Below are 25981 nucleotides of genomic sequence, written 5' to 3'. Positions count from 1 at the left end.
CATCTGCGCGTTTGCATGCGAGGTGATTTTGCGCTGCGTTACAGGGTGTGAAAAGGCCCTGTGTGGCGCATATGCTGTGTCATGACAAAGTGGATTGCTGCGTATGCAACGGGGCTCTGTTGCGGGTTTGTGCAGCTGTTGACGGCTGTTGTTATCGGCATCCGGGTTTGTCTGCCGGGCAGGGCGGCTGACAGGTGTGATCGGTCCCATTGTGGTGGCGTGGTAAATATCTGTAAAAGTTGACGCTTGGGCATCTGCCGGGCAGTGTTAACAGCAAGGCACCAGCCACTGGATAAAAGAATCGGAACCTGCACCATGAATGCTTCCCCGGCTGAACGCGTTTCAAATCTTGTCAGACGAATTCGCCGTTTGATGCTTGTGCTGTTTCTGCCGTTGGTTCTGGCAAGTTGCTATCTGCCGGAATCCTTCAATATCGACATTTCGATGGAACGTAATGGTGACTATCGCCTGAGCTATCGCGGGCTTCTGGTGCAGCCAAACATTACCCAGGGCCTGTTGGACAACAGTCTTGATGAAGCCGGTGAAATGGAAAAGGTCGCCAAGGTTCTTGCCGATCTGAAACGCGATTCGGGTGTGCGTCAGCTGACCTATAGCGGCCGGGGCGTCTTCAACATGGTTTATGAGCGTCGCGGCAATATCATACGTGAAAAAAGCTTCGTGTTTGTGCGTCGGCAGTCCCGCATCCTTGAGATGTTCTTTCACAAGGATCGTAATACTGTCGAAATTCGCGGCGGCTTTGTGCCCGACCAGTATCAGGACCGTCTGAATGCGCTGGGTTATCAGATGACCGGCAAGATCGAGTTCCGGACCACAGCGGGGATCCGCAGCCATAACGCCGCCGAGTTCAAGGAAGTCGGCGGCCAGAACCGGCTACGCTGGGAAATCAGATCAATCACCGATCCCGTCCCCAATGTGATTGTCGGTTAGGGCAGGGATCAAGACGGCACATGAAAAAAGGGACAGCTTTTGCTGTCCCTTTGAATTTGGATGGTTGGCATGCCGTGCTGGCGATTTAGTAGACCATTTCGTCTTCGCCGCTGCCTTCGGAAATGACGATCTGACCCTGTGCGGCAAGTTCCTTGGCCAGCTGGACAATCATCATTTGCGATTCTTCGACGTCCGACAGGCGGACCGGGCCAAGCGCATCCATGTCTTCTTTCATCATCTTGCCGGCACGTTCGGACATGTTTTTGAAGAACAGATCGCGCATCTGATCGGTGGAGCCTTTAAGCGCCAGGGCAAGCTTGTCTTTTTCGACCTGACGCAGAAGGGTCTGAACGCCGTTATTGTCGAGACGGGCAAGATCCTCGAAGGTGAACATAAGGGCCTTGATCTTCTCGGCCGAGTCACGGTTACGTTCTTCCAGTGCGGTCAGGAAGCGATCCTGGCTCTGACGGTCAAGGCTGTTGAAGATATCTGCCATCAGTTCATGGTTGTCGCCGCGCGATCCGCGCGCAAGGTTCGACATAAACTCGGTGCGCAGGGTTTTCTCAATATTATCAAGAACTTCTTTCTGGACAGCTTCCATGCGCAACATACGCATGATGACTTCCATCGAAAAGTTTTCCGGCAGCAAAGACAACACGGAAGCCGAGTGACCCGGCTTGAGTTTTGACAGAACCACGCCGACGGTCTGCGGGTATTCGTTTTTAAGATAGTTGGCAAGGACCGCTTCGTTGACGTTATTCAGCTTGTCCCACATGGTGCGACCCGCCGGGCCGCGGATTTCTTCCATGATGCCGTTAACGCGGTCTTCGGGAAGAACTTTCGACAGCAGTCGTTCGGTCGTGTCAAACGAACCGACAAGAGAGCCGGTCGATGAAAGCTGGTCGGCAAATTCAACAAACAGACGTTCAACGATGTTGGCGCTGATGGTGCCAAGCCCGGACATGGTTTGGGAAATCTCTTTGATTTCCTCGTCATCCATCATGCTGAACATCTTGGTCGCGTGCTCTTCCCCAAGAGCAAGCATGAGAATCGCTGCCTTTTCCGGTCCGGCCAGTGATCTGTATTCTTCTTTAACGCGCCCCACGGGTGGTCTTCTCCGTCGTAATGACTCTGTCTTTCATTGAACCGACAATGCAAGAACGTGCCCCTATCGCACCGTAAGATAGGGGGAATTTGTCAACAATTCTATAAAAGCCGGCGCGTCTTTGCAAAGACCGACCGCACCTTGATGTCCAAAATGTACAGAATGGGTGAAATCGGTACAAATTCGGGCCGAAATTGCCTTTCAGCGGGTGATGTTGACTGGCGCAATTGTCGAAAGGGTTGAAAACACTGCTAGCTGCTTGACTTGGTTTGGGGGGTGGTCTAACAAAGGCCCGCCGATTGATGGTCATTTTGCGGGCGTAGCTCAGTTGGTTAGAGCGCCGGCCTGTCACGCCGGAGGCCGCGGGTTCAAGTCCCGTCGCTCGCGCCATGACCCATCATCTGTTGTCTTTTGTCGGGCGTTTCGTCTTTTCCGCGATCGCCTTTTCATGTGTTGCTTACACTGCATCGCAGGGCAGGGTCTTGATCATCTCGACATGCGCCCCGATATCGGACGGTAGTAAACGGTAAAAAGATTAGAAAGTTTCCGGTCTTAGAGCAGCTTAATCCTGCTTGAGGACTGGAACTTGTGCGGTGCATACGTTATGGTGCGCCGTAATGGGCCAGGTGGGGACCTGGTCGGGTCACAAGGCCTGTTCTTGAGAGGTCAGAGAGATGCAAGAGCTTCTTTCGGAATATCTTCCGATCCTGGTATTCATCGGGATCGCCGTCGGTCTTTCGGCGGTAATCGTCATCGCGTCGCTGGTTCTTGCCAAGCAGGCACCGGATGTTGAAAAACTGTCCGCATACGAGTGCGGGTTCGCGCCGTTTGAAGATGCGCGTATCAAGTTCGACGTCCGGTTCTATCTGGTCGCAATCTTGTTCATTATTTTCGACCTCGAAGTCGCCTTCCTGTTCCCGTGGGCTGTTACCCTTGGTGATATCGGGACTTTCGGCTTTGTATCGATGGTGATCTTCCTGGCTGTTCTGACGGTCGGATTTATCTATGAATGGAAGAAGGGAGCTTTGGAATGGGAGTGAGCACCAATACAGGCGCACCCCTGGCACCCGGTACGGATCAGGATGCACTGCTTAAGGGCGTGTTTGACGAGATGAATGACAAGGGCTTTGTCCTTGCCAATCTCGACAAGCTGGCAAGCTGGGCAAGCACCGGTTCCCTTTGGCCGATGACGTTCGGTCTTGCCTGCTGTGCTGTTGAAATGATGCATTCGGCTGCGTCGCGTTACGACCTTGACCGTTACGGTCTGGTGTTCCGCCCAAGCCCGCGTCAGTCAGACGTGATGATCGTTGCTGGTACGCTTACCAACAAGATGGCCCCGGCACTGCGTAAGGTCTATGACCAGATGGCAGAACCGCGCTGGGTTATTTCGATGGGTTCGTGCGCAAATGGCGGCGGTTACTATCACTATTCCTATTCGGTGGTGCGCGGTTGTGATCGCGTTGTCCCGGTTGACGTATATGTACCGGGTTGCCCGCCGACAGCCGAAGCGCTGATCTACGGCATATTGCAGCTGCAAAAGAAAATCCGCCGTACTGGTGTCCTGACACGCTGATCCGTAATAGGGGGCTTGCATGAGCGAACTGCTCAGCGATAACAGCGCCGCATTGAATGATCTTAAAGATCTTGTGGTGTCCCAGCTGGCCAACGAAATCCTCGAAAGCGAGATTCGTTACGGCGAGCTGACCATCGTCGCAAAGCGCGATGATATTCTTAAAGTTCTGACCTTCCTTCGGGATGATACCGGCTGCTTGTTCAAGCAGCTTATCGACGTTTGTGGTGCAGATTACCCGGAACGCCCGGAGCGTTTTGATGTTGTGTATCACCTGCTGTCGCTCAAACATAACCTGCGTATCCGCGTAAAGGTCCGCACCGACGAAGAAACCCCGGTACCAAGCTGTGTACCTGTTTTCAGCGCCGCCGACTGGTTCGAGCGCGAAGCATGGGACATGTACGGTATCTTCTTTGCCGACCATCCGGATCCCCGCCGTATTCTGACCGACTACGGTTTCGAAGGTCATCCGCTGCGCAAGGATTTCCCGCTGACCGGTTATGTTGAAGTTCGTTACGATGATGAGCAGAAGCGCGTTGTCTACGAGCCGGTAAAACTGGTTCAGGATTTCCGTAATTTCGATTTCGAAAGCCCGTGGGAAGGCATCCAGCATGTTCTTCCGGGTGATGAAAAGGCGGAGGGCAACGCCTGATGTCCGAACAAAAAATCAAAAATATGACCATGAACTTCGGCCCGCAGCACCCTGCGGCGCACGGCGTTCTGCGTTTGGTTCTGGAAATGGACGGCGAAGTCGTCGAACGTTCGGACCCGCATATTGGTCTTCTGCATCGTGGTACGGAAAAGCTGATCGAATATAAGAGCTATATTCAGGCGACCCCGTATTTCGACCGTCTCGACTATGTCGCGCCGATGAACCAGGAACATGCATATTGCCTGGCTATCGAGAAGCTTATGGGGATCGAGGTTCCCAAACGTGGTCAGTATATCCGTGTTCTCTATGCGGAAATCGGTCGTATTCTGAACCACATTCTGAACCTGACCGCGTTCGCACTGGACGTTGGTGCGATGACCCCGCTTCTGTGGGGCTTTGAAGAACGTGAAAAGCTCATGGAATTCTATGAGCGCGCCTGTGGCGCCCGTCTTCACGCCAACTATTTCCGTCCGGGCGGTGTTGCGGCCGATCTGCCAGCTGGTCTTCTTGAAGACATTGATGCCTGGGCTGATCAGTATGACGTGTTCCTCAAGGACTTTGACCGCGTTCTGACCGGCAACCGTATCTTCAAACAGCGTACGGTTGATATCGGTACCGTCAGCGCGGAAGAGGCGCTTGACTGGGGCTTTACCGGCCCGAACATCCGTGCATCGGGTCTGGCATGGGATCTGCGTAAATCGCAGCCCTATGATTCATACGAAGATTTCGACTTCGACATTCCGGTAGGCAAGAACGGCGATTGCTATGACCGCTTCCTTGTCCGCTTTGAAGAAATGTGGCAGTCGCTGAAAATCATCAAGCAGGCCATCAAGAATATGCCTGATGGTCCTGTTATTGTTGAAAATAACAAAGTGGCACCGCCGTCGCGCGCCGAAATGAAGCGTTCGATGGAAGCCCTGATCCATCACTTCAAACTCTTTACCGAAGGTTTCCACGTTCCGGCTGGCGAATGCTATGCCGCGGTCGAGGCACCGAAGGGCGAGTTTGGTGTGTATCTTGTTTCGGATGGCTCGAACCGTCCGTATCGCTGCAAAATTCGCGCACCCGGGTTCCCGCACCTCCAGGGTATCGACTTCATGTCCAAAGGTCACATGCTGGCCGACGTCGTTGCCAATATCGGGTCGCTAGATATCGTGTTCGGTGAGATTGACCGATGAGCCATTTGAGAAGACCAGCTCCGAAAGAGCTTCAACCTGTCAGCTTTGCTTTCACTCCGGAAAACCTGGAAAAGGCAAAGAAGATCATCGCCAAGTACCCGGAAGGCCGCCAGCAGAGCGCGGTCATGCCGCTGCTTGATCTGGCACAGCGTCAGACCGAAGGTAACTGGGTTCCGACCGTCGCAATGGATTACATTGCCGACATGCTCGAAATGCCGGCCATTCGCGTCTACGAGGTCGCAACCTTCTATACGATGTATAACCTTGCCCCGGTGGGCAAGAACTTCATCCAGGTTTGCACCACGACGCCGTGCTGGCTTCGCGGTTCTGCCGACGTTGTAGATACCTGCAAAAAGGAACTTGGCATCGGCGTTGGTGAAACGACCGAAGACGGTCAGTTCACCATGATCGAAGTCGAGTGCCTTGGCGCGTGTGTCAACGCACCGATGATGCAGATCAACGACGATTACTACGAAGACCTGACCCCGGAAACGACCAAGGCGATCCTTGATGCCCTTAAAAAGGGCGAGAAGCCGAAAGCCGGTCCGCAGAGCGGCCGTAAAGGTTGCGAACCGATGGGCGGTCCGAAGGTTCTGAAGGCATTCTGTGGCTGCGGCGCAGCTCCGCAGGACGCTGATGCAAGCGAAGGGGACGCCTGATATGCTGCAGGATAAGGATCGTATCTTTACCAACCTGTACGGTTTCCAGGATTTCGGCCTTAAGGGCGCGCAATCCCGCGGCAACTGGGATGGTACCAAGGCGTTGATCGAAAAAGGTCGCGACTGGATCATCGACGAGATGAAAGCATCCGGTATGCGTGGTCGCGGGGGCGCTGGCTTCCCGACCGGCCTGAAATGGTCGTTCATGCCCAAGGAATCCGATGGTCGCCCGAGCTACCTCGTCGTCAATGCCGACGAAGGCGAACCGGGTACCTGTAAAGACCGCGAAATCATGCGCAATGATCCGCATACCCTGGTCGAAGGTTGCCTTCTTGCCAGTTTTGCGATGAATGCACATGCGGCTTACATCTATATTCGTGGTGAGTTCTATCACGAGGCCTCCAACCTTCAGCGTGCGATTGACGAGGCATATGATGCCGGTTTGATCGGTAAAAACGCGTGTGGTTCGGGTTGGGACTTTGACCTTTACCTGCATCTTGGTGCCGGTGCCTACATCTGTGGCGAAGAAACCGCCCTGATCGAAAGTATCGAAGGTAAAAAAGGTCAGCCGCGTCTCAAGCCGCCATTCCCGGCGAATGCCGGTCTTTATGGCTGCCCGACCACGGTGAACAACGTTGAAAGTATCGCAGCGGTTCCGACCATCCTGCGTCGTGGCGGTTCGTGGTTCTCAAGCTTTGGCCGTGAAAACAACCACGGTACCAAGCTGTTCGCCATTTCCGGTCACGTCGAAAAGCCGTGCACGGTCGAAGAAGCGATGAGCATTCCGCTGCGTGAACTGATTGAAAAGCATTGCGGCGGTGTCCGTGGTGGCTGGGACAACCTTCTGGCGGTTATTCCGGGTGGTTCGTCGGTTCCGTTGATGCCCAAAGACATTTGCGATGACGTCCTGATGGATTTCGACGGCCTGCGTGAAGTGGGGTCGGGTCTTGGGACGGCTGCTGTGATCGTCATGGACAAGTCGACCGACATTGTCTACGCGATCGCGCGTCTTTCGGAATTCTACAAGCATGAAAGCTGTGGCCAGTGCACGCCGTGCCGTGAAGGTACCGGCTGGATGATGCGTATGATGGCACGCATGGTCCGCGGCGAAGCCACGCTTGATGAAATTGATCTGTTGTGGGATGTGACCAAACAGGTCGAGGGCCACACCATTTGTGCGCTTGGCGATGCTGCTGCATGGCCGATTCAGGGCCTTATCCGTCATTTCCGTCCCGAAATGGAACGTCGGATCAAGGAATATCGCGCACGGATCGCGGCCTGAGAGGGGCCTGTTGAGAGGGATTGAGACATGCCGAAACTAACAGTTGACGGTATTGAAGTTGAAGTAGAAGCCGGGGCGACAGTCCTTCAGGCCTGTGAAGAGGCCGGTAAGGAAATCCCGCGTTTCTGCTATCACGAACGCCTGTCAATCGCCGGCAACTGCCGTATGTGCCTGGTTGAAATGGAACGCGCGCCCAAGCCGGTCGCATCCTGTGCCATGCCTGCGGCAGACGGAATGGTGATCAAAACCGATTCCGACCTGGTCAAAAAGGCACGCAATGGCGTGATGGAATTCCTGCTGATCAACCATCCGCTGGATTGCCCGATTTGTGACCAGGGTGGTGAATGTGACCTTCAGGACCAGGCCATGGCCTATGGTTTTGATGCATCGCGTTACGCCGAGAAAAAACGCGCAGTGAAAGACAAGGAACTGGGCCCGATCGTCAAGACGATCATGACCCGTTGCATTCACTGCACCCGTTGCGTTCGTTTCTCCGAGGAAGTCGCCGGTGTCGGCACCATGGGTGCTGTCTATCGTGGCGAGGACACCGAGGTCGGACCGTATATCGAAGCTTCGATCAACTCCGAACTTTCGGGCAACCTGATTGATCTTTGCCCGGTCGGTGCCCTGACGTCCAAGCCGTACGCGTTCACCGCGCGTCCGTGGGAGCTGAAGAAAACCGACAGCATCGATGTGATGGATGCGGTTGGTTCGAACATTCGTATTGATGCCCGTACTGCCGAAGTTCTTCGTGTTCTTCCGCGTACGAACGAAGACATCAACGAAGAATGGATTTCGGACAAAACCCGTTACGCCATTGATGGTCTGAAGCGTCAGCGTCTGGATCGTCCGTATGTTCGCGTGAATGGCAAACTGACCCCGGCAAGCTGGGACGAAGCGTTTGCTGCGATCAAGGCAAAGGTTTCAGGCCTTGATGGCAAGAAAATTGCCGCTCTTGCCGGTGACACGGTCGATTGTGAATCCATGACTGCGCTCAAGGATCTGATGGGCAAGCTTGGCTCACCGAACCTTGATTGCCGTCAGGACGGTTCGAAGATTGGCGGCCCGCGTGCTTCCTATATCTTCAACAGCACGATTGCCGGTATCGACGAGGCAGATGCCTGCCTGATCGTTGGTGCCAATGTTCGCGCCGAAGCGCCGATCATCAATGCCCGTCTTCGCAAACGCTGGCGTTCGACCGCCGGTGATTTCAAAGTCGGTATCATTGGCGAAAAATGGGATCCGACCTACAAGAACGAGTATCTTGGCGCAGGCCCGGACACCCTTTCGGAAATTCTCGAAGGCAAGAACGAGTTCGCCAAAATTCTCGAAGCCGCTGAAAAGCCGATGATCATCGTCGGTATGGGCGCGCTGAACCGTGAAGATGGCGACGCCGTTCTGGCAACCACCCGCGCAATTGCCGAGAAGTTCGGCATGGTTGCCGGTGAATGGAACGGTTTCAACGTTCTGCACACCGCAGCATCGCGCGTCGGCGGCCTTGATCTGGGCTTTGTCCCGGGTGAGGGCGGTCTTGCAACCAATGACATTCTTGATGCCGCTGCCAAAGGCGACGTCGAGGTTGTCTACCTTCTTGGTGCAGACGAAGTCGACATGAGCAAACTGGAAAAGGCATTCGTCATTTACCAGGGTGCCATGGGCGATGCCGGTGCACAGGCAGCAGATGTTATTCTGCCCGGTGCGGCCTATACCGAAAAGAACGGCACGTATGTCAATACCGAAGGCCGCGCTCAGCAGGGCTGGCGTGCGATCTTCCCGGTTGGTGACGCGCGTGAGGATTGGGCGATTGTTCGTGCTCTTTCGGGTGCGCTTGACCAGACCCTGCCGTACAACAACATCGATGCCGTTCGCTCGCGGATGGTCGAACTCAGCCCGACCTTCGCGTCGCTGAACGTTCCGACCAAGGCGGAATGGACCGATTTCGGTAAAGCGGGTGACATGAAACCGGAAGGTTTCGCATCACCGGTTCGCAATTTCTATATGACCGACCCGATCAGCCGTGCATCGGTGACGATGGCCAAATGTACCGAGGCCTTCGTCAAGGATGCGGCTGCCGAGAAGGTTGCCTGAGTAAGATAGGCGACGCACCGTCGTCGCCTATCCCACAAGGGGGTGTCCCAATTCTGGGACGAAACGCAAAAGATACGGTTTGACCGATGGAACTTCTTTGGGACGGATATATTGAACCGCTGGTCTGGATCGTCGCCAAGATTTTGGCGATTGTCCTCCCGCTGTTGGGTGCTGTCGCCTATCTGACCTACGCCGAGCGTAAGGTTATTGGTGCGATCCAGCTCCGCAAGGGCCCGAACGTTGTGGGGCCGTTTGGCCTTTTGCAACCGCTTGCTGATGGTTTGAAACTGTTTCTGAAAGAAACAATCATTCCAAGCAGCGCGAACAAGGGCGTGTTTATCATTGCCCCGATGCTGACTTTCATTCTCGCGATCATTGCCTGGGCGGTTATTCCGTTCGACGAAGGCATGGTTCTGGCGGATCTGAATGTCGGTATTCTTTATATTTTCGCGATTTCTTCGCTGGGTGTTTACGGCATCGTGATGGCCGGTTGGGCATCGAACTCCAAATACGCATTCCTTGGTGCGCTGCGTTCCGGCGCGCAGATGGTTTCGTACGAGATCTCGATCGGCCTGATCATCATTTCGGTCCTGTTGACCACCGGCTCCTTGAACCTGAGCGACATCGTCCGTGGTCAGACCGGCGGTATCTGGGAGTGGAACTTCGTTTATCACTTCCCGATGTTCATCATCTTCATCGTGTCCATTCTGGCAGAAACCAACCGCGCACCGTTTGACCTTCCCGAAGCGGAAGCAGAACTGGTTTCGGGTTACAACGTCGATTATTCGGCCATGACCTTTGCGCTGTTCTTCCTGGGTGAATACGCCAACATGATCCTGATGAGTGGCCTGTGCGCCATTCTGTTCCTGGGTGGCTGGAGCGCGCCGTTGCCGTTCCTCGAATTCATCCCGGGCGCGATCTGGTTCATTCTGAAGATCTGCTTCGTTCTGTTCATCTTCCTGTGGGTCCGTGCAACCTTCCCGCGTTACCGTTATGACCAACTGATGCGTCTGGGCTGGAAAATCTTCCTGCCGCTGTCCTTCGCATGGGTCATGCTGGTTGCCACGTTCCTCGTTGTTTTTGACAAGGTCCCGGCCTGATCGCCGCGCATCGGAAAGAGAGAGGTAAACGATGTCATTTATTGATCGGACGGCCCGGAGCTTCCTGCTCGCGGAACTCGTATCGGGTATGGCGCTCACCTTGAAATATATGTTCAAGCCGAAAGTGACGCTGAACTACCCGTATGAAAAAGGCCCGCTGAGCCCGCGTTTCCGTGGCGAACATGCGCTGCGTCGCTACCCGAACGGGGAAGAGCGCTGCATTGCGTGTAAGCTGTGCGAAGCAATCTGCCCGGCACAGGCCATTACCATCGAGGTAGAGCCGCGTGACGACGGTTCGCGTCGTACAACCCGCTACGACATTGATATGACGAAATGCATCTATTGTGGTTTCTGCGAAGAAGCCTGCCCGGTAGATGCGATCGTCGAAGGTCCGAACTTCGAGTTCGCAACCGAAAACCGCGAGGAGCTGTTCTATGACAAGGACAAGCTGCTGGCAAACGGCGAGCGTTGGGAAGCCGAGCTTGCTGCACGATTGGAGGCAGACGCACCTTACCGGTAAGTGTCGCGTCTGATCGTTAGAAAGAGAGTTCATGGGCCGTTGTCAGCCAGAAGGGCGGCAACGGTTCGCCAAGGGGGTACCTTATGGTCGTACAGGCTTTGGCTTTTTACCTGTTTGCTACCGTCGCGGTCCTGTCCGCGACTGCGGTTGTGACCGTTCGCAACCCGGTGCATTCGGTACTGTTGCTGATCTTGACATTCTTTAACGCAGCCGGACTTTTCGTCCTGCTGGGTGCCGAGTTTCTCGCCATGCTGCTGGTCGTCGTCTATGTCGGCGCGGTTGCAGTCCTGTTCCTGTTCGTCGTGATGATGCTGGACATCAACTTTGTTGAAATGCGCCAGGGTTTCCTGAACTACCTGCCGATCGGGGTTCTGATCGCTGTGGTTCTGTTCGTCGAACTGGCACTGGTTGGCGCTGGTTGGACCCTTACCGACGGGGCGGTTGCGGTTCTCGCACAGCCAACACCGGAAGGGGTGACCAATGTCGAAGCACTCGGTCATCTGATCTATACCGATTACGCATACATCTTCCAGGCGGCTGGTCTGGTTCTGCTTGTTGCGATGATTGGCGCAATTGTCCTGACGCTGCGTCACCGTGAAGGTGTCCGCCGTCAGAAAATCTCCGAGCAGGTCAAGCGTTCCCGCGCTGATACGCTTGAAATCAAAAAAGTTCCGGTCGGAAGGGGGATCTGATGGAAATCGGTCTTGCACATTATCTGACCGTCGCGGCGATCCTTTTCACACTCGGGATCTTCGGCATCTTCATGAACCGCAAGAACGTCATCATCATCATGATGTCGATCGAGCTGATGCTGCTGGCGGTCAATATCAACCTGGTCGCGTTCTCGTCGTTCCTTGGCGACCTCGTTGGACAGGTCTTTACCATCTTCGTTCTGACGGTTGCTGCGGCTGAAGCGGCAATTGGTCTGGCGATCCTGGTCGTCTATTTCCGTAACCGCGGCACCATCGCGGTTGAAGACATTAACATGATGAAGGGGTAAGGCAGATATGTATCCGTTGATTGTATTCCTGCCCCTGATCGCGGCAGCCATTGCCGGGACCATCACGCTGGTTGGCGCCATGTCGACCGCCAAAGATGCCCCGCATGACGCGCATGGTCACCACCATCATGGTGTTTCTTCGGCTGATCGTGTGGCACAGCTTGTCACCGTTTGCGGTGTTGTTATTGCCTTTATCATTTCGATCTTTGCCTTTGTGGACGTCGCGCTTGGCGGCAACCCGCAGACGATCGAACTGTTCACCTGGATTTCTTCGGGCAGCTTTGATGCATCCTGGGCCCTGCGTATTGATACGCTGACCTGTGTGATGCTGATCGTTGTGACCGGGGTTTCCTCGATGGTGCACATCTATTCGATCGGCTATATGTCGCATGACCCGGACAAGCCGCGCTTCATGGCGTATCTGAGCCTGTTCACCTTTGCGATGTTGATGCTGATTACTGCCGACAACCTGATCCAGCTGTTCTTCGGCTGGGAGGGCGTTGGTCTTGCATCCTATCTTCTGATCGGTTTCTGGTATTCCAAGCCGTCGGCATCTGCTGCTGCGATGAAGGCCTTTATCGTCAACCGTGTTGGTGACTTTGGCTTTGCCCTTGGTATCTTTGCCGTCTATGTGCTGTTTGACAGCGTTCAGTTCGACGTCATCTTTGGCAATGCCGAAGAAGTCGCTGGTACGACGCTGATGTTCCTGGGCCATGAATTCTCGGCGCTGGAAATTACCTGCTTCCTGCTGTTTATCGGCGCGATGGGTAAATCGGCACAGCTTGGTCTGCACACCTGGCTTCCGGACGCAATGGAAGGCCCGACCCCGGTTTCCGCACTTATTCACGCGGCAACCATGGTGACGGCCGGCGTATTCATGGTGGCACGTCTGTCGCCGATCTTTGAATATGCTGAAACCACCCTGATGATCGTGACCATTGTTGGTGCGACCACGGCATTCTTTGCTGCAACGGTTGGCTGTGTTCAGAACGATATCAAACGCGTGATCGCATATTCGACCTGTTCGCAGCTCGGCTATATGTTCTTTGCGTGCGGCGTGTCGGCATATTCGGCTGGTGTCTTCCATCTGATGACGCACGGTTTCTTCAAGGCGCTTCTGTTCCTTGGTGCCGGTTCTGTCATCCACGCGATGTCGGACGAACAGGACATGCGCAAGATGGGCGGTATCTGGAAAATGGTTCCGCTGACCTTTGCTGTGATGATGGTTGGTACGCTTGCCATTACCGGCTTCCCGGGTCTTGCAGGCTTCTATTCCAAGGACCTTGTCATCGAAAGTGCCTATGCAGCACATACCGGTGTTGGTCTCTATGCCTTCTGGGCCGGTATTCTTGCTGCTCTGATGACCTCGTTCTATAGCTGGCGTCTGGTGTTCATGACCTTCTTTGGCGCGCCGCGCGCCGATGAACGGACCATGGCACATGTTCATGAAAGCCCGGCTGTCATGACTGGTCCGCTGCTGTTCCTGACCATTGGTGCGGTCTTTGCCGGCTGGTTCGCCAAGGACTGGTTCGGTGGTGGCGACTATGAAGAAATGCTGTCCTTCTGGAATGGCGCCATCTTCATGGCCGAAGGTCACCAGGCGCTTGAACATGCACACCATGTTCCGGGTTGGGTCAAACTGGCTCCGTTTGTTGCCATGGTTACCGGCTTTGCCATTGCGCTTGTGATGTACAAACTGGTGCCGTCGCTTCCGCGCACCCTGGCGAACACCTTCAACGGTCTGTATCGCTTCGCGCTGAACAAATGGTACTTCGACGAACTCTATGACAAGATTTTCGTCAAGCCGGCCTTTGCACTTGGCTATGGCTTCTGGAAATCGGGTGATGGTGCCATCATTGATGGTTGCGGTCCGGATGGGGTCGCTGCTGCTTGCCGTAACATCGCACGTCGCGTCAGCGCCATTCAGAGTGGTTTCGTCTATCACTATGCATTTGCAATGCTGATCGGCATTGCAGCGCTGGTCTCCTACACAATTTGGAAGATGGGTTAACGGGCGATGAGTGATGTGCCAATTCTTTCTCTAGTCACTTTCTTACCGTTGATTGGGGTATTGTTCTTGCTCCGCATCAATGGGGATGAGGCGACTGTTGCCCGCAATTCCCGCTGGGTTGCGCTTTGGACCTCGGGGTTCACCTTCCTCGTCTCCTTGATGCTGTGGGTGAACTTCGATGCAACGACCGCAGAATTCCAGTTCGTCGAGCAGGCGGACTGGATGCCGGGTCTGAACATTTCCTATCACATGGGCGTTGACGGAATTTCGGTTCTGTTTGTGCTGCTTGCGACCTTCCTGACGCCGATCTGTATTCTTTCGGCATGGGAAGCAATCCAGAAGCGCGTGAAGGAGTACATGATCGCCTTCCTCGTTCTTGAAACGATGATGGTCGGTATGTTCAGCGCCCTTGACGGTCTGCTGTTCTATCTCTTCTTCGAAGGCGTCCTGATCCCGATGTTCATCATCATCGGTGTCTGGGGCGGTCAGCGTCGTGTCTATGCGGCATTCAAGCTGTTCCTTTATACGCTTCTTGGCTCGGTCCTGATGCTGGTTGCGCTGCTTGCGATGTATTTCGAAGCCGGCACCACCGACATCCCGACCCTGATGGAGCACGGGTTCAGCTATAATATGCAGCTGTGGCTGTGGCTGGCATTCTTTGCATCCTTCGCGGTCAAGGTTCCGATGTGGCCGGTTCATACCTGGCTTCCGGATGCCCACGTTGAAGCACCGACTGCCGGTTCGGTTATTCTGGCTGGTGTGTTGCTGAAAATGGGTGGTTACGGTTTCCTGCGTTTCTCGCTGCCGATGATGCCGCTGGCATCTGAAACCTTCGCGCCGCTTGTTTTCACGCTGTCGATTGTTGCAATCATCTATACGTCCCTGGTCGCACTGGCTCAGCAGGACATGAAAAAGCTGATTGCGTATTCGTCGGTCGCCCACATGGGTATCGTGACCATCGGTGCATTCACCTTTAACCAGCATGGTATCGAAGGTTCGATCTTCCAGATGCTGAGCCACGGTGTGGTTTCGGGCGCGCTCTTCCTTTGCGTTGGTGTTGTCTATGACCGCATCCATACCCGTGAAATTGACGCCTATGGCGGTCTTGTTCACCGTATGCCGAGCTACGCACTGATCTTCATGTTCTTCACCATGGCGTCTGTCGGTCTGCCGGGGACGGGCGGGTTCGTTGGCGAAATCCTTGCACTTCTTGGTGCATTCGAAGCCAACACCTGGGTTGCGTTCTTTGCAGCAACCGGTCTGATCCTTGGTGCGGCTTATGCGCTGTATCTCTATCGCCGGATTATTTTCGGGGCACTCACCAAAGAGAACCTGAAAACCATCCTCGATCTGAGCCCGCGTGAATGGCTGATCTTTGCGCCGCTGGTGGTCATCGTTCTGTGGATGGGGGTCTATCCGGTCTCCTTCCTCGACATCATGCATGTTTCGGTTGAAAACCTCGTCAACCAGGTCGAAACGGCACAGGCTGCAGCGGCACATGCCGCCCAGCTGGCCGCGAATTGAGGGGAATGAACATGGGAGTTTCTATGCTCAACCTCGGGGCCGCACTGCCCGAAATGTTTATGGCAGTTTCTGCCTTGGCGCTGTTGATGCTTGGGGTTTTCGCCGGCAAGGACAAAGCGTTCCGTACTGTTTCCTGGCTGGCAGTTGCCGTTCAGGTCGTTGCCATCATCCTTGTGATGACGGGCGAGGGCGGTACCGCGTTCTTTGGACAGTTCAGTGCTGATGCATTTGCCAAGTTCTGCAAAGTCATGATCCTGATCGGTTCTGCAACCGGCATCATCATGGCGATGAACTTTGCCGAACGTGAAAATATGGCACGTTTCGAGTTCCCGATCCTGATCACCCTTGCCACCCTTGGCATGATGGCGATGGTATCGGCAACCGACATGCTGTCGCTGTATCTTGGTCTCGAACTTCAATCGCTTGCACTTTATGTCGTTGCTGCTATTCGCCGTGACACCGTGCGTTCGACGGAATCTGGCCTGAAATACTTTATCCTTGGGTCGATCGCATCGGGCATTCTGCTGTATGGCATGTCGATGGTGTACGGTTTCACCGGCTCCACCAATTTCGGCGTCCTTGCAGAAATCCTGACGGCAGGCAATCTGCCGGTTGGTGCGATGGTCGGCATGGCCTTTATCTTTGCCGGTCTGTGCTTCAAGGTTTCCGCTGTTCCGTTCCACATGTGGACCCCGGACGTTTATGAAGGTGCGCCGACCCCGGTCACGTCCTTCTTTGCGGTTGCGCCGAAGATCGCTGGTCTTGCATTGTTCATCCGTGTCGCAATCGGCCCGTTTGGCGGTGTTGTTGAAGACTGGCAGCAGATCATCGTTCTGATTTCGATCCTGTCGATGGCTGTCGGTTCGTTCGCGGCCCTGCGTCAGGAAAACATCAAACGTCTGATGGCCTATTCGTCGATCGGTCACGTTGGTTTTGCGCTTGTCGGTCTGGCAGCAGGCACCAAGGATGGTGTTACCGGTATTCTGGTTTATCTTGGCATTTACCTTGTCATGAACCTGGGCACCTTTGCCGTTATCCTGTGCATGCGTCGTAACGACCGTATGGCCGAAGAGATCACCGATCTTGCCGGTCTTGCCAAAACCAAGCCGCTGATGGCTGCTATCACCGCGATCCTGATGTTCTCGATGGCGGGTATTCCGCCGCTGGCTGGCTTCTTTGGCAAGTTCTATGTCTTCAAGGCGGCTGTTGATGCCGGTCTTGTGACGCTTGCGGTTATCGGTCTCGTGACCTCGGTTGTCAGTGCGTATTACTATTTGCGCATCATCAAGGTCATGTATTTCGACGAGCCGGTCGAAGGGTTCGATCGCAATGGCACCGAGATGAATGTGATCATGGCTGTTGCCACGATCGTCATCCTGGCCTTTGTCTTCTTCCCGAACCTTTTGATGGACAGCGCAGCGGCTGCTGCGGCATCCCTGTTCGGAATGTAAGAATGACAGCGCGGACGATCCGTCTTCCCGAAGGTTTCTACCTTCATGAACTGGAAGCGATCGACAGCACAAATGACGAGGCCAAGCGCCTCGCAGACAAGGGCGCCCAGAGTGGCGCCCTTGTTCTAGCAAGAACACAAACGTCCGGTCGCGGTCGCCGCGGCCGTGCATGGTCATCGCCGGTTGGAAATCTGTATTCATCCCTGTTGTTGCGCCCGACCTGTTCGCTGGCCGAAGCCGCACGGCTGACCTTCCTGATTGCGGTCTCGATGGCCGAGGCGGTCGAAATTGTGACCGGCAATCAGGTGCGCCCCGATTGCAAATGGCCAAACGATCTGATGGTCAATGGACGCAAGATTTGCGGTATTCTTCTGGAAAGTGCATCCAATCAGGGATCGGCGACCGACTATCTGGTGATTGGGACCGGGGTGAATGTTGCCTTTGCGCCCGATGATGCCGAACGACCGGCGACATCACTTTCGGCGCTTGGCGCACCGGTTTCGGTAGACGAGCTTGTATCGACCTATCTGGCGCGGATTGCCCATTGGCTTCCAATCTGGGAAGACAAGGGATTTGGCCCGGTTCGGGAAGCCTGGCTGTCGCGTGGGTACGGGATTGGCCAGCCGGTCGTGGCACGATTGACCGAACGCGAACTTTCGGGAACGTTTGTCGGACTTGATGATGATGGTTCACTTGTCCTAAGAGAAGACAACGGAACCGAACACCGTATCGGGGCGGGCGAAGTTTTCTTTGCCACCGGATCTGAATGATTACCTTGCGATTTAGCGGAGGCCTGTAAGCATCATGTTGCTTGCGATTGACGCCGGGAACACCAACATCGTCTTTGCTGTTTTTGATGGTGATACCATCAAGGGGCAGTGGCGCTGTTCAACCACCACCGAACGTACGGCCGATGAATTGGGGGTTTGGCTCCATCATCTGTTTGCGCTGGCAAATGTGCCGGTTGATGCGATTACAGGTGCCATCATCGCAACTGTGGTTCCGGCTGCGGAATTCAGCCTCAAGACCCTGTGTCGCCGTTATTTCAGTGTCGAACCGATGGTGGTCGGCGATCCTGCGGTTGATCTTGATATGAAGATCATCATGGATCGCCCCAGCGAAGTCGGTGCCGACCGTCTTGTCAACGCGGTTGCCGCCCATCAATTGTTTGGCGGGCCGCTGGTCGTGCTTGATTTCGGGACAGCCACGACCTTTGACGTTGTTGATGGCAATGGTGATTATCTGGGCGGGGTGATTGCCCCGGGGGTCAATCTGTCGATCAAGGCATTGCATATGGCAGCCGCCCAGTTGCCGATGGTTGCCATCGAAGCCCCGCGCAATGTGGTCGGGAAAAACACCGTCGAAGCCATGCAGTCAGGTGTCTATTGGGGCTATGTCTCGATGATTGAAGGCCTGTTGGCAAGGATCCGGAAACAGCAAAATCTTGATTATATCAAAGTCGTGGCAACCGGCGGACTTGCGCCGCTATTTGCAAAGGCTGTAGATGAAATTGAACATTTGCACGGCGATCTGACCATGTTGGGTCTTTTGATGATTTATCGTCGCAACAGCGACAAGATCGCCAAACAGGCCTGATCAGACCTGATCAGGTTTGCGCCGGGGGCGGGCATGTTTTACGCCCCTGATCTGAGCGTCGAAAATAAAGGATTACGGTCAGTGGATTTGTATTTGCCAAAAGACGAAGTGTTGTTCGTGCCGCTTGGCGGTTCGGGCGAAATTGGCATGAACCTGAACCTTTATGGCTACGATGACCAGTGGCTGATGGTTGATATGGGGGTTTCCTTTGGCGAGGAAGGGCTTCCGGGTGTTGATGTTGTCATGCCCGACCCGTCCTTTATCGAGGACCGCAAGGACAAGCTGCTTGGTCTTGTTCTGACCCATGCCCACGAGGATCACCTTGGGGCTGTGCCATATCTTTGGCCGCGGCTGAAATGCCCGATCTATGCAACGCCGTTTGCCGCCGAATTCCTTAAGGCCAAGCTTGCCGAAACCGATTTCGCCGATCAGGTGCCGATCCATGTGATCGAACTTGGCGGCCGGTTCAAGCTGGGCTGCTTTGACATCGAATTTGTCACGATGACCCATTCGATCCTTGAACCCAATGCGCTTGCCATCCGCACGCCCAAGGGATTGATCGTTCATACTGGCGACTGGAAATTTGATCCCGATCCCCAGATCGGCGAAGCATCCGACGTCAAAAAGCTTGAAGCACTGGGCGACGAAGGCGTCATGGCGCTGGTGTGCGATTCAACCAATGTCTTTTCCGAAGGCAAAACCGGTTCGGAAGGTGAAGTCGCCAAGAACCTGTCGACCCTGTTTGCCGAACATCCGCAAGGACGCATTGCGGTTGCCTGCTTTGCGACCAACGTTGCCCGCGTGCAGTCAGTGATCGAAGCCGCGCATGAAAATGGCCGTTGCGTCGGACTTGCCGGGCGATCACTTAATCGCGTGACAGAAGCGGCCCGCGAAGTCGGTTACCTTACCGGCTATCCGAACCTTTTGTCCGACGAAGAGGCAATGGAAGTCCCCAAGGATCAGGTGCTTTTGATTTGTACCGGATCGCAGGGCGAACCGCGCGCGGCCCTTTCACGGATTGCCAAGGGCGACCATCCGACAGTGGAACTTGATCCGGGTGATACGGTTGTGTTTTCCGCCCGCGAAATTCCGGGGAATGAAAAATCCATCGGCTATATCCAGAATCTTTTGATCCGGCGCGGGATCAAGGTCATTACCGCCCGCGATGAGCCGATCCACGTATCTGGCCATCCGGGACGTGAAGACCTGACACGGATGTATCAATTGACCCGCCCGCAAATTCTGGTGCCGGTGCATGGTGAAACCCGCCATCTGTGTGAACAGGCGGCATTGGGGGCGGAATGCCAGATCCCCGAACAGGTCATTCCCCATGACGGTACGGTCATCCAGCTGTCACCGGGCAATGCGCATGTGATTGGCGTGGCGGATGCGGGAATTCTTGCCCTTGATGGCGGACGGCTGCTGAAACGTGATGCCGATACCATCCGCAACCGTAACCGGATTGTCTGGAACGGTGTCATGTTTGTCACCGTGGTCCTGAACCAGTTTGGCGAGATGGTGAACGATCCGATGATCACCGCGCCCAGCCTGTTTGATGAACCCGATGACCAGACGCGGCTTGATCATTTTGCGGCGGAAATCGGCAACCGGATTGATCAGCTTAATGATGACGAGGTCCTTGATGATGCGGCGGTTATCCTTGCCGTACGTCAGGCATTGCGTCGTCCGGTACGCCAGCGCCTTGGCAAACGGCCATTGATCGAAGTCCATCTGGTGCGGGTAACCGAAAAGGGCTGATGGGCAAATCAATGCGACCCTGATCACAGTTCATTGGGCGGGCGCGCGGATAATAACCCTTGCGACGAAATGGGGAATTGTCTTTTGGCGTCTGCCTATCCTAGATTGTCGGTGATCGGGCTGATCATATTCGCAGGAGCAAGACCATGATTGGACGGCTGAACCATGTCGCCATTGCCGTACCGGACCTTGAAGCAGGGATCGCGCAATATCGTGATGTCCTGGGGGCCAAGGTATCAGAGCCACAGGACGAACCCGATCACGGCGTAACCGTTGTGTTTGTCGAATTGCCCAACACCAAGATCGAATTGCTATATCCGTTGGGGGACAATTCACCGATCAAGGGATTTCTGGAAAAGAACGCGTCGGGCGGCATTCATCATGTGTGTTATGAAGTCGACGATATCCTGGCTGCGCGCGACAAGCTTCAGGCAAGTGGTGCGCGTGTGCTGGGTGACGGGGAACCGAAGATCGGCGCGCATGGCAAGCCGGTACTGTTCCTGCATCCCAAGGATTTCAACGGCACACTGGTCGAACTTGAACAGGTCTGAGCCCGCGTAAATCATCATTTGACATCATCCGACCAATCGGGCAGGGCGCATCCATCCTGCCCGTCCTATCCGCACCACCATCAAAAGAGATCTTCATGAACTGGTTTTCGGGACTTCTGGTTTACATCGTTATCTGGTGGCTGGTGCTGTTCATGGTGCTGCCGTTTGGTGTGAAACGGGCAGAAAATGTTGAACCGGGTCATGACAGCGGCGCCCCGCAAAAAGCCCATATGTGGAAAAAGGTGCTGGCAACCAGCCTGATTTCCGCGATCCTTTGGGTGGTTGCGGTTTTCGTTATCACCAGCGGCATGATCGAAGTCCGTCCGCCAAAATAATACCGGGTGCGGTCAAACCACCAAAACAGGCCCACCAACAGAAAACCCCGCACGAAATGCTGCGGGGTTTTGTCATTTTATGCTGCAAGGAGAACCGGGATCAAAGCGGCGGGCAAAAAAAAAGCAAGATCACAAGGATCTTGCTAAGATGCTATTTTTATAGCTGTTTTCCCGTAATCTTTTTATGCTTCCTCCTAAGACCTGGGCTTCTTGGCACAGGTTTTAATTCGACGTCGCGCCTGCTTCTTGTATGCTTATTGGCAACAAAGCCTCCCGCAATTTTATGAGCGGCTGCGATACGCCTTCCGCAACGATCTTGCGTCGAAAGCGGAGGACTAAAAAGCCACATGTTTCAGTTTTATGCAAGCTGTTTTGACCAAACTTCACAAATGTTTCGATGCTGCAGTGCACACAGATAGGGTGAAACTAAGAGATGCATAATATTCCATTGGTCGAACCTATGTTAAGCCGTGGTTTTGGTCATAAAATCAGACTATTGGCGGCTGTTGCCGTATCATTGTTGGTGACGTGGCCGATATGTTCGGCATTGGCGCAGTCCGAATCCCCGCTGCCAACCAAACAGGATGAGCCGGTATCGGGCGATGCCGACCCCGCGGGTGCCGGTACGGAAACCGAAAAGCCCAAAATCATTGTGTCACGATCAGCCTGCAAGGCCCTGGTACAGCATGTTCCCGATGATGATGTTGCCTACAAACCCGGCGTCGATGTTCACGGCAACAAGGTTGTCGGCGCCGATCTGGACGGGGGCAGCGACATCACCAAATCCCTGCCCAAACAGATCGAATTTCCGGTTACACTGGATTTCTTTGAATATAGTGGCATCGCAGTACCAAGCGGCATGAGCGGCGAGCAATCGGTTGGCAAAATCACCTATCGCAATGGCAGGGTGTATTTCAATGACCAGCCGCTGGGCGATAATGCCTATGATGATGAATTGATTGCGGCATGCCGTGCGGCGGGTTTCCGGTAACCTGACGATGTTGGAACTTTGGTCATCGCAGTTTTGCCATCATTGAAAATTAGGGTCCGCATTCAATTGCATGTGAACCTTATTTGGGCGGGGACCAGATAACCGAAGTTCCGGCTTGCGTTTCGGGCAGCTCTGTCGCATTTTCCGGGCAAGGTATTCAAACACCCAAATATTCAGATTTGATCATCACGAGGCATTGATGCGTCTTTCCCAGTTCTTCCTGCCGACCCTGAAGGAAACCCCGTCAGAAGCACAGATTGCTTCTCATCGTTTGATGCTGCGTGCCGGTATGGTCCGTCAGCTCACGGCCGGGATTTATTCATGGTTGCCGCTTGGTTACCGTGTTCTCAAAAAGATCGAGCAGATCGTTCGTGAAGAACAGGACGCCGTTGGTTGCAACGAATTGCTGATGCCGACCATTCAGCCGGCCGAGCTGTGGCAGGAAAGTGGTCGTTATGACGATTACGGTCTTGAGATGCTGCGTATCACCGACCGTCATGATCGCAAGATGCTGTTTGGTCCGACCAACGAGGAAGCGATCACCGATATCTTCCGCAAGGATATCCGCTCCTACAAGCAGCTGCCGCAACTGATGTATCATATTCAGTGGAAATTCCGCGACGAGATCCGCCCGCGCTTTGGCGTGATGCGTGGTCGTGAATTCCTGATGAAAGATGCCTATTCTTTCGATATCGATTACGAAAGTTCGCGTCACGCCTATAACAAGATGTTCCTGGCTTATTGCCGCACCTTTACCCGTCTGGGTGTCAAGGCGATCCCGATGGTGGCCGATACCGGGCCGATCGGCGGTGATTTGAGCCACGAATTCATCATTCTTGCCGATACCGGCGAAAGCGAAGTCTTCTGCGACAAGAAGTGGCTGGACAAAGATCTGAGCGGCAAGGGCGTTGACCTTAATGACCGTACTGCACTTGAAAACTGGGTGCAGGGTACGCTGGTTGACTATGCCGCGACCGAAGAAAAGCACGATGCGGACAACAGCCCGATTTCCGGCGACGACCTGATTGCGACGCGCGGTATCGAAGTTGGTCATATCTTCCATTTTGGCACCAAATATTCCGAACCGATGGGCGCGACTGTTCTGGGCCCGGATGGCAAGGAAGTACCGGTCATGATGGGGTCGTACGGTATTGGCGTTTCGCGTCTGGTTGGCGCGCTGATCGAAGCATCGCATGATGAAAACGGCATCGTCTGGCCGGATGCGGTTGCACCCTACAAGGTTGGTCTGATCAACCTGCGTACGGGCGATGACGAATGCGATGCCGCCTGTGAAGATGCCTATGCCAAACTGACCAATGCCGGTATCGAGGTTCTTTATGATGATCGCGATATCCGTGCTGGCGGCAAGTTTGCCGATATGGACCTGATCGGTCTGCCATGGCAGATCGTGATCGGTCCGAAGGGCCTTAAAAACGGTGTTGTCGAATTGAAAAACCGCAGAACCGGTAAAAAAACAGAAGTCACTTTCGAAGCGGCTCTGAACCAGATCAGCGCCTGATAGACCTTGTTCAAGCGGGGCAGCGATTGCTGCCCCGTTGCCATTTCCGGTTCTGGATATATCTTAACCTGTTCAAACCGTTTCCCGACCCGCTTCCACAAGGATAGATTGCCCATGTTCAGTCCGTTCGAACGTATGGTGGCCTTCCGCTACCTGCGTCCACGTCGGCAGGAAGGCTTTGTTTCCGTCATCGCCATCTTTTCGTTGCTTGGCATCATGCTTGGTGTTGCAACGCTGATTATCGTGATGTCGGTGATGAACGGTTTCCGCGCCGAATTGCTTGGCCGTATTTTGGGGCTGAATGGGCATATTTCAGTTTATGCCCAGGGCAATGGCGGCATTGGTGATTATGCCAAGATCGAAAAGCAGATTGCTGAAAACGGCAATGTCATGATGACGGTGCCGGTGGTCGAAGGCCAGGTTATGGCGTCCAAGAATGGTCGCGCATCGGGTGCAATTGTGCGCGGCATGCGCCCCGAAGACGTCAAGAAACGCAAAACCATTGCCGACAACATCGTTTTCGGATCCCTTGATGATTTCAAGGGCGATGACACCGTGATCATGGGCGCACGTCTTGCCATGAAACTTGGGGTCGGAGTTGGCGATACGGTCAATCTGATATCGCCCAAGGGCAATGTGACGGCATTTGGTGCCGTGCCGCGGGTGCGCGCATACAAGGTCGCCGGCCTGTTTGACATCGGCATGTATGAATATGACAGCGGCTTTATCTTCATGCCGCTATCAGCAGCCCAGGTCTATTTCCGTCTGCCCGAAAAGATCACGCATTTCGAAGTGATGCTTGATGATATATCGGCGCTTGACGATACCATGGACCAGTTGCTGACAACTCTTTCCGGTGAAAGTTTGCGCCTTGTAAACTGGCAGCAATCCAATGCCGGATTCTTTAACGCGCTTCAGGTGGAACGCAATGTCATGTTCCTGATCCTGACGCTGATCATTCTGGTCGCGGCCTTTAATATCATTTCGGGCATGGTGATGCTGGTAAAGGACAAGGGGCGCGATATCGCGATCCTGCGGACGATGGGTGCAACCCGCCAGTCGATCATGAAGGTCTTTTTCCTGGCCGGGGCATCAATTGGTGTCTTGGGTACGATCAGTGGCCTGATCATCGGTGTTCTGTTCTGTCTGAATATCGAAAATATCCGTCAGTTCATCCAGAGCCTGACCGGAACCGATCTGTTTAACGCCGAGATCTATTTCCTGTCGCAGCTTCCGGCAGATATGGATGTTGGCGAAGTGGTAATGGTTTGCATCATGTCACTGAGCCTGTCGTTCCTTGCGACCGTGTATCCGGCATGGCGCGCATCACGCCTCGATCCGGTGGAGGCCCTGCGTTATGAGTGATCTTATCAAAACCACTGCTGAACAGCGTTCGCGCAATGTCGTGCTGCGTCTGGAAAAGATTGATCGCATTTTCAATCAGGGGCCGGATCAGCTTGAAATTCTGAAATCGGTCGATCTTGAAATCCATCAAGGCGAAATTGTTGCACTTGTCGGTCCGTCAGGTGCGGGCAAGTCAACGCTTTTGCAGATTGCCGGACTTTTGGAAAAACCCGATGGCGGGCTGGTTTCGATTGGTGGAAAGCGCAGCACGGATCTGTCAGACCTTGCGCGGACTGAAATGCGCCGGAACCATATCGGCTTTGTGTATCAGTACCACCATCTGTTGCCGGAATTTTCGGCCTTGGAAAATGTGGTCATGCCGCAAATGATCAATGGGCTGAAACAGCCCGAGGCCGAAGAACGCGGTCTCGAACTTCTGCGGTGCCTTGGTCTGGAAAAACGCGCCGATCATCGTCCGGCACGCCTGTCAGGTGGTGAACAGCAACGTGTTGCCATTGCGCGTGCGCTGGCCAATGTGCCCGATGTGCTGTTTGCTGATGAACCAACCGGTAACCTTGATCCGCATACTGCCGATACGGTGTTTGGCATGTTGATGGCACTGGTGCGTGAAACCGGTCTGGCGTCGCTGATTGCGACCCATAACCCGGAACTGGCGCGCCAGATGGACCGGGTTGTGACCCTGCGCGACGGTCATCTGATCGAACTTGACCGGGCTGAACTTTCCTAATCGGTCAAAATTCTTTAAGCTGCTTTCCAGCGTCGCTTCGCATTCTTGCAA

25 protein-coding genes and 1 tRNA gene are annotated in these 25981 nt (G+C 54.4%); 25 read left to right on the top strand and 1 reads right to left on the bottom strand.

Features of this window, described 5'->3' with window-relative positions:
• Nucleotides 1-315 precede the first annotated feature (315 nt).
• Complete coding sequence (locus CU041_RS07735) at nucleotides 316-948, top strand: hypothetical protein (protein WP_233433039.1); 633 nt, start codon at nucleotides 316-318, stop codon at nucleotides 946-948.
• An 85-nt stretch (nucleotides 949-1033) separates the two neighbouring features.
• Here CU041_RS07735 and fliG read toward each other — a convergent pair whose 3' ends face one another.
• Complete coding sequence (gene fliG / locus CU041_RS07730) at nucleotides 1034-2053, bottom strand: flagellar motor switch protein FliG (RefSeq protein WP_068518909.1); 1020 nt, start codon at nucleotides 2051-2053, stop codon at nucleotides 1034-1036.
• 313 nt (nucleotides 2054-2366) lie between these two features.
• Here fliG and CU041_RS07725 point away from each other — a divergent pair.
• The 24 genes from CU041_RS07725 (at nucleotide 2367) to CU041_RS07610 (ending at nucleotide 25930) form a co-directional block, all read left to right on the top strand.
• A tRNA-Asp gene (locus CU041_RS07725) sits at nucleotides 2367-2443 on the top strand.
• 284 nt (nucleotides 2444-2727) lie between these two features.
• Nucleotides 2728-3093, top strand: coding sequence for an NADH-quinone oxidoreductase subunit A (locus tag CU041_RS07720; protein ID WP_008891231.1), 366 nt, complete (start codon nucleotides 2728-2730; stop codon nucleotides 3091-3093).
• Nucleotides 3084-3626 (top strand): NuoB/complex I 20 kDa subunit family protein, encoded by a 543-nt coding sequence (locus CU041_RS07715; RefSeq protein ID WP_068518911.1) that lies wholly within the window; start codon nucleotides 3084-3086, stop codon nucleotides 3624-3626. Before CU041_RS07720 ends, CU041_RS07715 begins: the two co-directional genes overlap by 10 nt.
• A 19-nt stretch (nucleotides 3627-3645) precedes the next feature.
• Entirely contained in the window at nucleotides 3646-4275 is a 630-nt protein-coding gene (locus CU041_RS07710; RefSeq protein WP_068518912.1) for an NADH-quinone oxidoreductase subunit C, read from the top strand.
• Entirely contained in the window at nucleotides 4275-5453 is a 1179-nt protein-coding gene (locus tag CU041_RS07705) for an NADH-quinone oxidoreductase subunit D (RefSeq protein WP_068518913.1), read from the top strand. Before CU041_RS07710 ends, CU041_RS07705 begins: the two co-directional genes overlap by 1 nt.
• Nucleotides 5450-6112 (top strand): NADH-quinone oxidoreductase subunit NuoE, encoded by a 663-nt coding sequence (nuoE, locus tag CU041_RS07700; RefSeq protein ID WP_068518914.1) that lies wholly within the window; start codon nucleotides 5450-5452, stop codon nucleotides 6110-6112. The genes CU041_RS07705 and nuoE overlap by 4 nt, the downstream gene beginning before the upstream one ends.
• Nucleotide 6113: 1 nt before the next feature.
• Nucleotides 6114-7394 carry an NADH-quinone oxidoreductase subunit NuoF gene (gene nuoF / locus CU041_RS07695; RefSeq protein ID WP_068518915.1) on the top strand — a complete coding sequence of 427 codons (1281 nt, stop codon included), beginning with the start codon at nucleotides 6114-6116 and terminating at the stop codon, nucleotides 7392-7394.
• A gap of 27 nt (nucleotides 7395-7421) precedes the next feature.
• On the top strand, nucleotides 7422-9482 hold the full coding sequence (gene nuoG / locus CU041_RS07690; RefSeq protein ID WP_068518916.1) for an NADH-quinone oxidoreductase subunit NuoG: 2061 nt from the start codon (nucleotides 7422-7424) through the stop codon (nucleotides 9480-9482).
• 86 nt (nucleotides 9483-9568) lie between these two features.
• Nucleotides 9569-10582, top strand: a complete 1014-nt coding sequence (nuoH, locus tag CU041_RS07685) for an NADH-quinone oxidoreductase subunit NuoH (protein ID WP_068518917.1) — start codon at nucleotides 9569-9571, stop codon at nucleotides 10580-10582.
• A gap of 31 nt (nucleotides 10583-10613) precedes the next feature.
• Nucleotides 10614-11102 carry an NADH-quinone oxidoreductase subunit NuoI gene (gene nuoI, locus CU041_RS07680; protein WP_068518918.1) on the top strand — a complete coding sequence of 163 codons (489 nt, stop codon included), beginning with the start codon at nucleotides 10614-10616 and terminating at the stop codon, nucleotides 11100-11102.
• An 83-nt stretch (nucleotides 11103-11185) separates the two neighbouring features.
• A complete protein-coding gene (locus CU041_RS07675; RefSeq protein ID WP_068518919.1) occupies nucleotides 11186-11794 on the top strand; it encodes an NADH-quinone oxidoreductase subunit J in 609 nt (202 codons plus the stop codon).
• Nucleotides 11794-12102, top strand: a complete 309-nt coding sequence (gene nuoK, locus CU041_RS07670; protein WP_007089416.1) for an NADH-quinone oxidoreductase subunit NuoK — start codon at nucleotides 11794-11796, stop codon at nucleotides 12100-12102. The genes CU041_RS07675 and nuoK overlap by 1 nt, the downstream gene beginning before the upstream one ends.
• 7 nt (nucleotides 12103-12109) lie before the next feature.
• A complete protein-coding gene (gene nuoL / locus CU041_RS07665) occupies nucleotides 12110-14113 on the top strand; it encodes an NADH-quinone oxidoreductase subunit L (RefSeq protein ID WP_101246326.1) in 2004 nt (667 codons plus the stop codon).
• Nucleotides 14114-14119: 6 nt separating this feature from the next.
• Nucleotides 14120-15637 (top strand): NADH-quinone oxidoreductase subunit M, encoded by a 1518-nt coding sequence (locus CU041_RS07660; protein WP_101246325.1) that lies wholly within the window; start codon nucleotides 14120-14122, stop codon nucleotides 15635-15637.
• Between the two features lie 11 nt (nucleotides 15638-15648).
• Nucleotides 15649-17088, top strand: a complete 1440-nt coding sequence (gene nuoN, locus CU041_RS07655) for an NADH-quinone oxidoreductase subunit NuoN (protein ID WP_324788949.1) — start codon at nucleotides 15649-15651, stop codon at nucleotides 17086-17088.
• 2 nt (nucleotides 17089-17090) lie between these two features.
• Nucleotides 17091-17858 carry a biotin--[acetyl-CoA-carboxylase] ligase gene (locus CU041_RS07650; protein ID WP_068518923.1) on the top strand — a complete coding sequence of 256 codons (768 nt, stop codon included), beginning with the start codon at nucleotides 17091-17093 and terminating at the stop codon, nucleotides 17856-17858.
• 34 nt (nucleotides 17859-17892) lie between these two features.
• Nucleotides 17893-18684, top strand: a complete 792-nt coding sequence (locus CU041_RS07645) for a type III pantothenate kinase (protein WP_068518924.1) — start codon at nucleotides 17893-17895, stop codon at nucleotides 18682-18684.
• 81 nt (nucleotides 18685-18765) lie between these two features.
• Nucleotides 18766-20442, top strand: coding sequence for a ribonuclease J (locus CU041_RS07640; protein WP_170310168.1), 1677 nt, complete (start codon nucleotides 18766-18768; stop codon nucleotides 20440-20442).
• A gap of 146 nt (nucleotides 20443-20588) precedes the next feature.
• A complete protein-coding gene (mce, locus tag CU041_RS07635; protein ID WP_008891215.1) occupies nucleotides 20589-20993 on the top strand; it encodes a methylmalonyl-CoA epimerase in 405 nt (134 codons plus the stop codon).
• A 95-nt stretch (nucleotides 20994-21088) separates the two neighbouring features.
• On the top strand, nucleotides 21089-21328 hold the full coding sequence (locus tag CU041_RS07630; protein WP_068518925.1) for a DUF1467 family protein: 240 nt from the start codon (nucleotides 21089-21091) through the stop codon (nucleotides 21326-21328).
• A 547-nt stretch (nucleotides 21329-21875) separates the two neighbouring features.
• A complete protein-coding gene (locus CU041_RS07625) occupies nucleotides 21876-22319 on the top strand; it encodes a hypothetical protein (RefSeq protein WP_233433038.1) in 444 nt (147 codons plus the stop codon).
• Between the two features lie 199 nt (nucleotides 22320-22518).
• Nucleotides 22519-23838, top strand: coding sequence for a proline--tRNA ligase (proS, locus tag CU041_RS07620; protein ID WP_101246323.1), 1320 nt, complete (start codon nucleotides 22519-22521; stop codon nucleotides 23836-23838).
• A 114-nt stretch (nucleotides 23839-23952) separates the two neighbouring features.
• Entirely contained in the window at nucleotides 23953-25203 is a 1251-nt protein-coding gene (locus tag CU041_RS07615) for a lipoprotein-releasing ABC transporter permease subunit (RefSeq protein WP_068518928.1), read from the top strand.
• Complete coding sequence (locus CU041_RS07610; RefSeq protein ID WP_101246322.1) at nucleotides 25196-25930, top strand: ABC transporter ATP-binding protein; 735 nt, start codon at nucleotides 25196-25198, stop codon at nucleotides 25928-25930. Before CU041_RS07615 ends, CU041_RS07610 begins: the two co-directional genes overlap by 8 nt.
• Nucleotides 25931-25981: the final 51 nt, after the last annotated feature.

The organism is Thalassospira povalilytica (genome assembly GCF_002844235.1).
GTDB classification, from domain to species: domain Bacteria; phylum Pseudomonadota; class Alphaproteobacteria; order Rhodospirillales; family Thalassospiraceae; genus Thalassospira; species Thalassospira povalilytica.
Note: the sequence above shows the minus strand (reverse complement) of the source record. Positions and strands in the feature narration are given on the sequence as shown.

Bases quoted from the DNA above. Each gene is read 5' to 3' on its own strand.
- nuoG (WP_068518916.1), top strand. From the start codon at position 7,422: ATGCCGAAACTAACAGTTGACGGTATTGAAGTTGAAGTAGAAGCCGGG.
- nuoH (WP_068518917.1), top strand. From the start codon at position 9,569: ATGGAACTTCTTTGGGACGGATATATTGAACCGCTGGTCTGGATCGTC.
- nuoI (WP_068518918.1), top strand. From the start codon at position 10,614: ATGTCATTTATTGATCGGACGGCCCGGAGCTTCCTGCTCGCGGAACTC.
- CU041_RS07735 (WP_233433039.1), top strand. From the start codon at position 316: ATGAATGCTTCCCCGGCTGAACGCGTTTCAAATCTTGTCAGACGAATT.
- CU041_RS07630 (WP_068518925.1), top strand. From the start codon at position 21,089: ATGAACTGGTTTTCGGGACTTCTGGTTTACATCGTTATCTGGTGGCTG.
- CU041_RS07610 (WP_101246322.1), top strand. From the start codon at position 25,196: ATGAGTGATCTTATCAAAACCACTGCTGAACAGCGTTCGCGCAATGTC.
- proS (WP_101246323.1), top strand. From the start codon at position 22,519: ATGCGTCTTTCCCAGTTCTTCCTGCCGACCCTGAAGGAAACCCCGTCA.
- CU041_RS07675 (WP_068518919.1), top strand. From the start codon at position 11,186: ATGGTCGTACAGGCTTTGGCTTTTTACCTGTTTGCTACCGTCGCGGTC.
- CU041_RS07650 (WP_068518923.1), top strand. From the start codon at position 17,091: ATGACAGCGCGGACGATCCGTCTTCCCGAAGGTTTCTACCTTCATGAA.
- CU041_RS07705 (WP_068518913.1), top strand. From the start codon at position 4,275: ATGTCCGAACAAAAAATCAAAAATATGACCATGAACTTCGGCCCGCAG.
- nuoF (WP_068518915.1), top strand. From the start codon at position 6,114: ATGCTGCAGGATAAGGATCGTATCTTTACCAACCTGTACGGTTTCCAG.
- nuoK (WP_007089416.1), top strand. From the start codon at position 11,794: ATGGAAATCGGTCTTGCACATTATCTGACCGTCGCGGCGATCCTTTTC.
- CU041_RS07660 (WP_101246325.1), top strand. From the start codon at position 14,120: ATGAGTGATGTGCCAATTCTTTCTCTAGTCACTTTCTTACCGTTGATT.
- nuoE (WP_068518914.1), top strand. From the start codon at position 5,450: ATGAGCCATTTGAGAAGACCAGCTCCGAAAGAGCTTCAACCTGTCAGC.
- CU041_RS07715 (WP_068518911.1), top strand. From the start codon at position 3,084: ATGGGAGTGAGCACCAATACAGGCGCACCCCTGGCACCCGGTACGGAT.
- mce (WP_008891215.1), top strand. From the start codon at position 20,589: ATGATTGGACGGCTGAACCATGTCGCCATTGCCGTACCGGACCTTGAA.
- nuoL (WP_101246326.1), top strand. From the start codon at position 12,110: ATGTATCCGTTGATTGTATTCCTGCCCCTGATCGCGGCAGCCATTGCC.
- CU041_RS07645 (WP_068518924.1), top strand. From the start codon at position 17,893: ATGTTGCTTGCGATTGACGCCGGGAACACCAACATCGTCTTTGCTGTT.
- CU041_RS07710 (WP_068518912.1), top strand. From the start codon at position 3,646: ATGAGCGAACTGCTCAGCGATAACAGCGCCGCATTGAATGATCTTAAA.
- CU041_RS07615 (WP_068518928.1), top strand. From the start codon at position 23,953: ATGTTCAGTCCGTTCGAACGTATGGTGGCCTTCCGCTACCTGCGTCCA.
- nuoN (WP_324788949.1), top strand. From the start codon at position 15,649: ATGGGAGTTTCTATGCTCAACCTCGGGGCCGCACTGCCCGAAATGTTT.
- CU041_RS07720 (WP_008891231.1), top strand. From the start codon at position 2,728: ATGCAAGAGCTTCTTTCGGAATATCTTCCGATCCTGGTATTCATCGGG.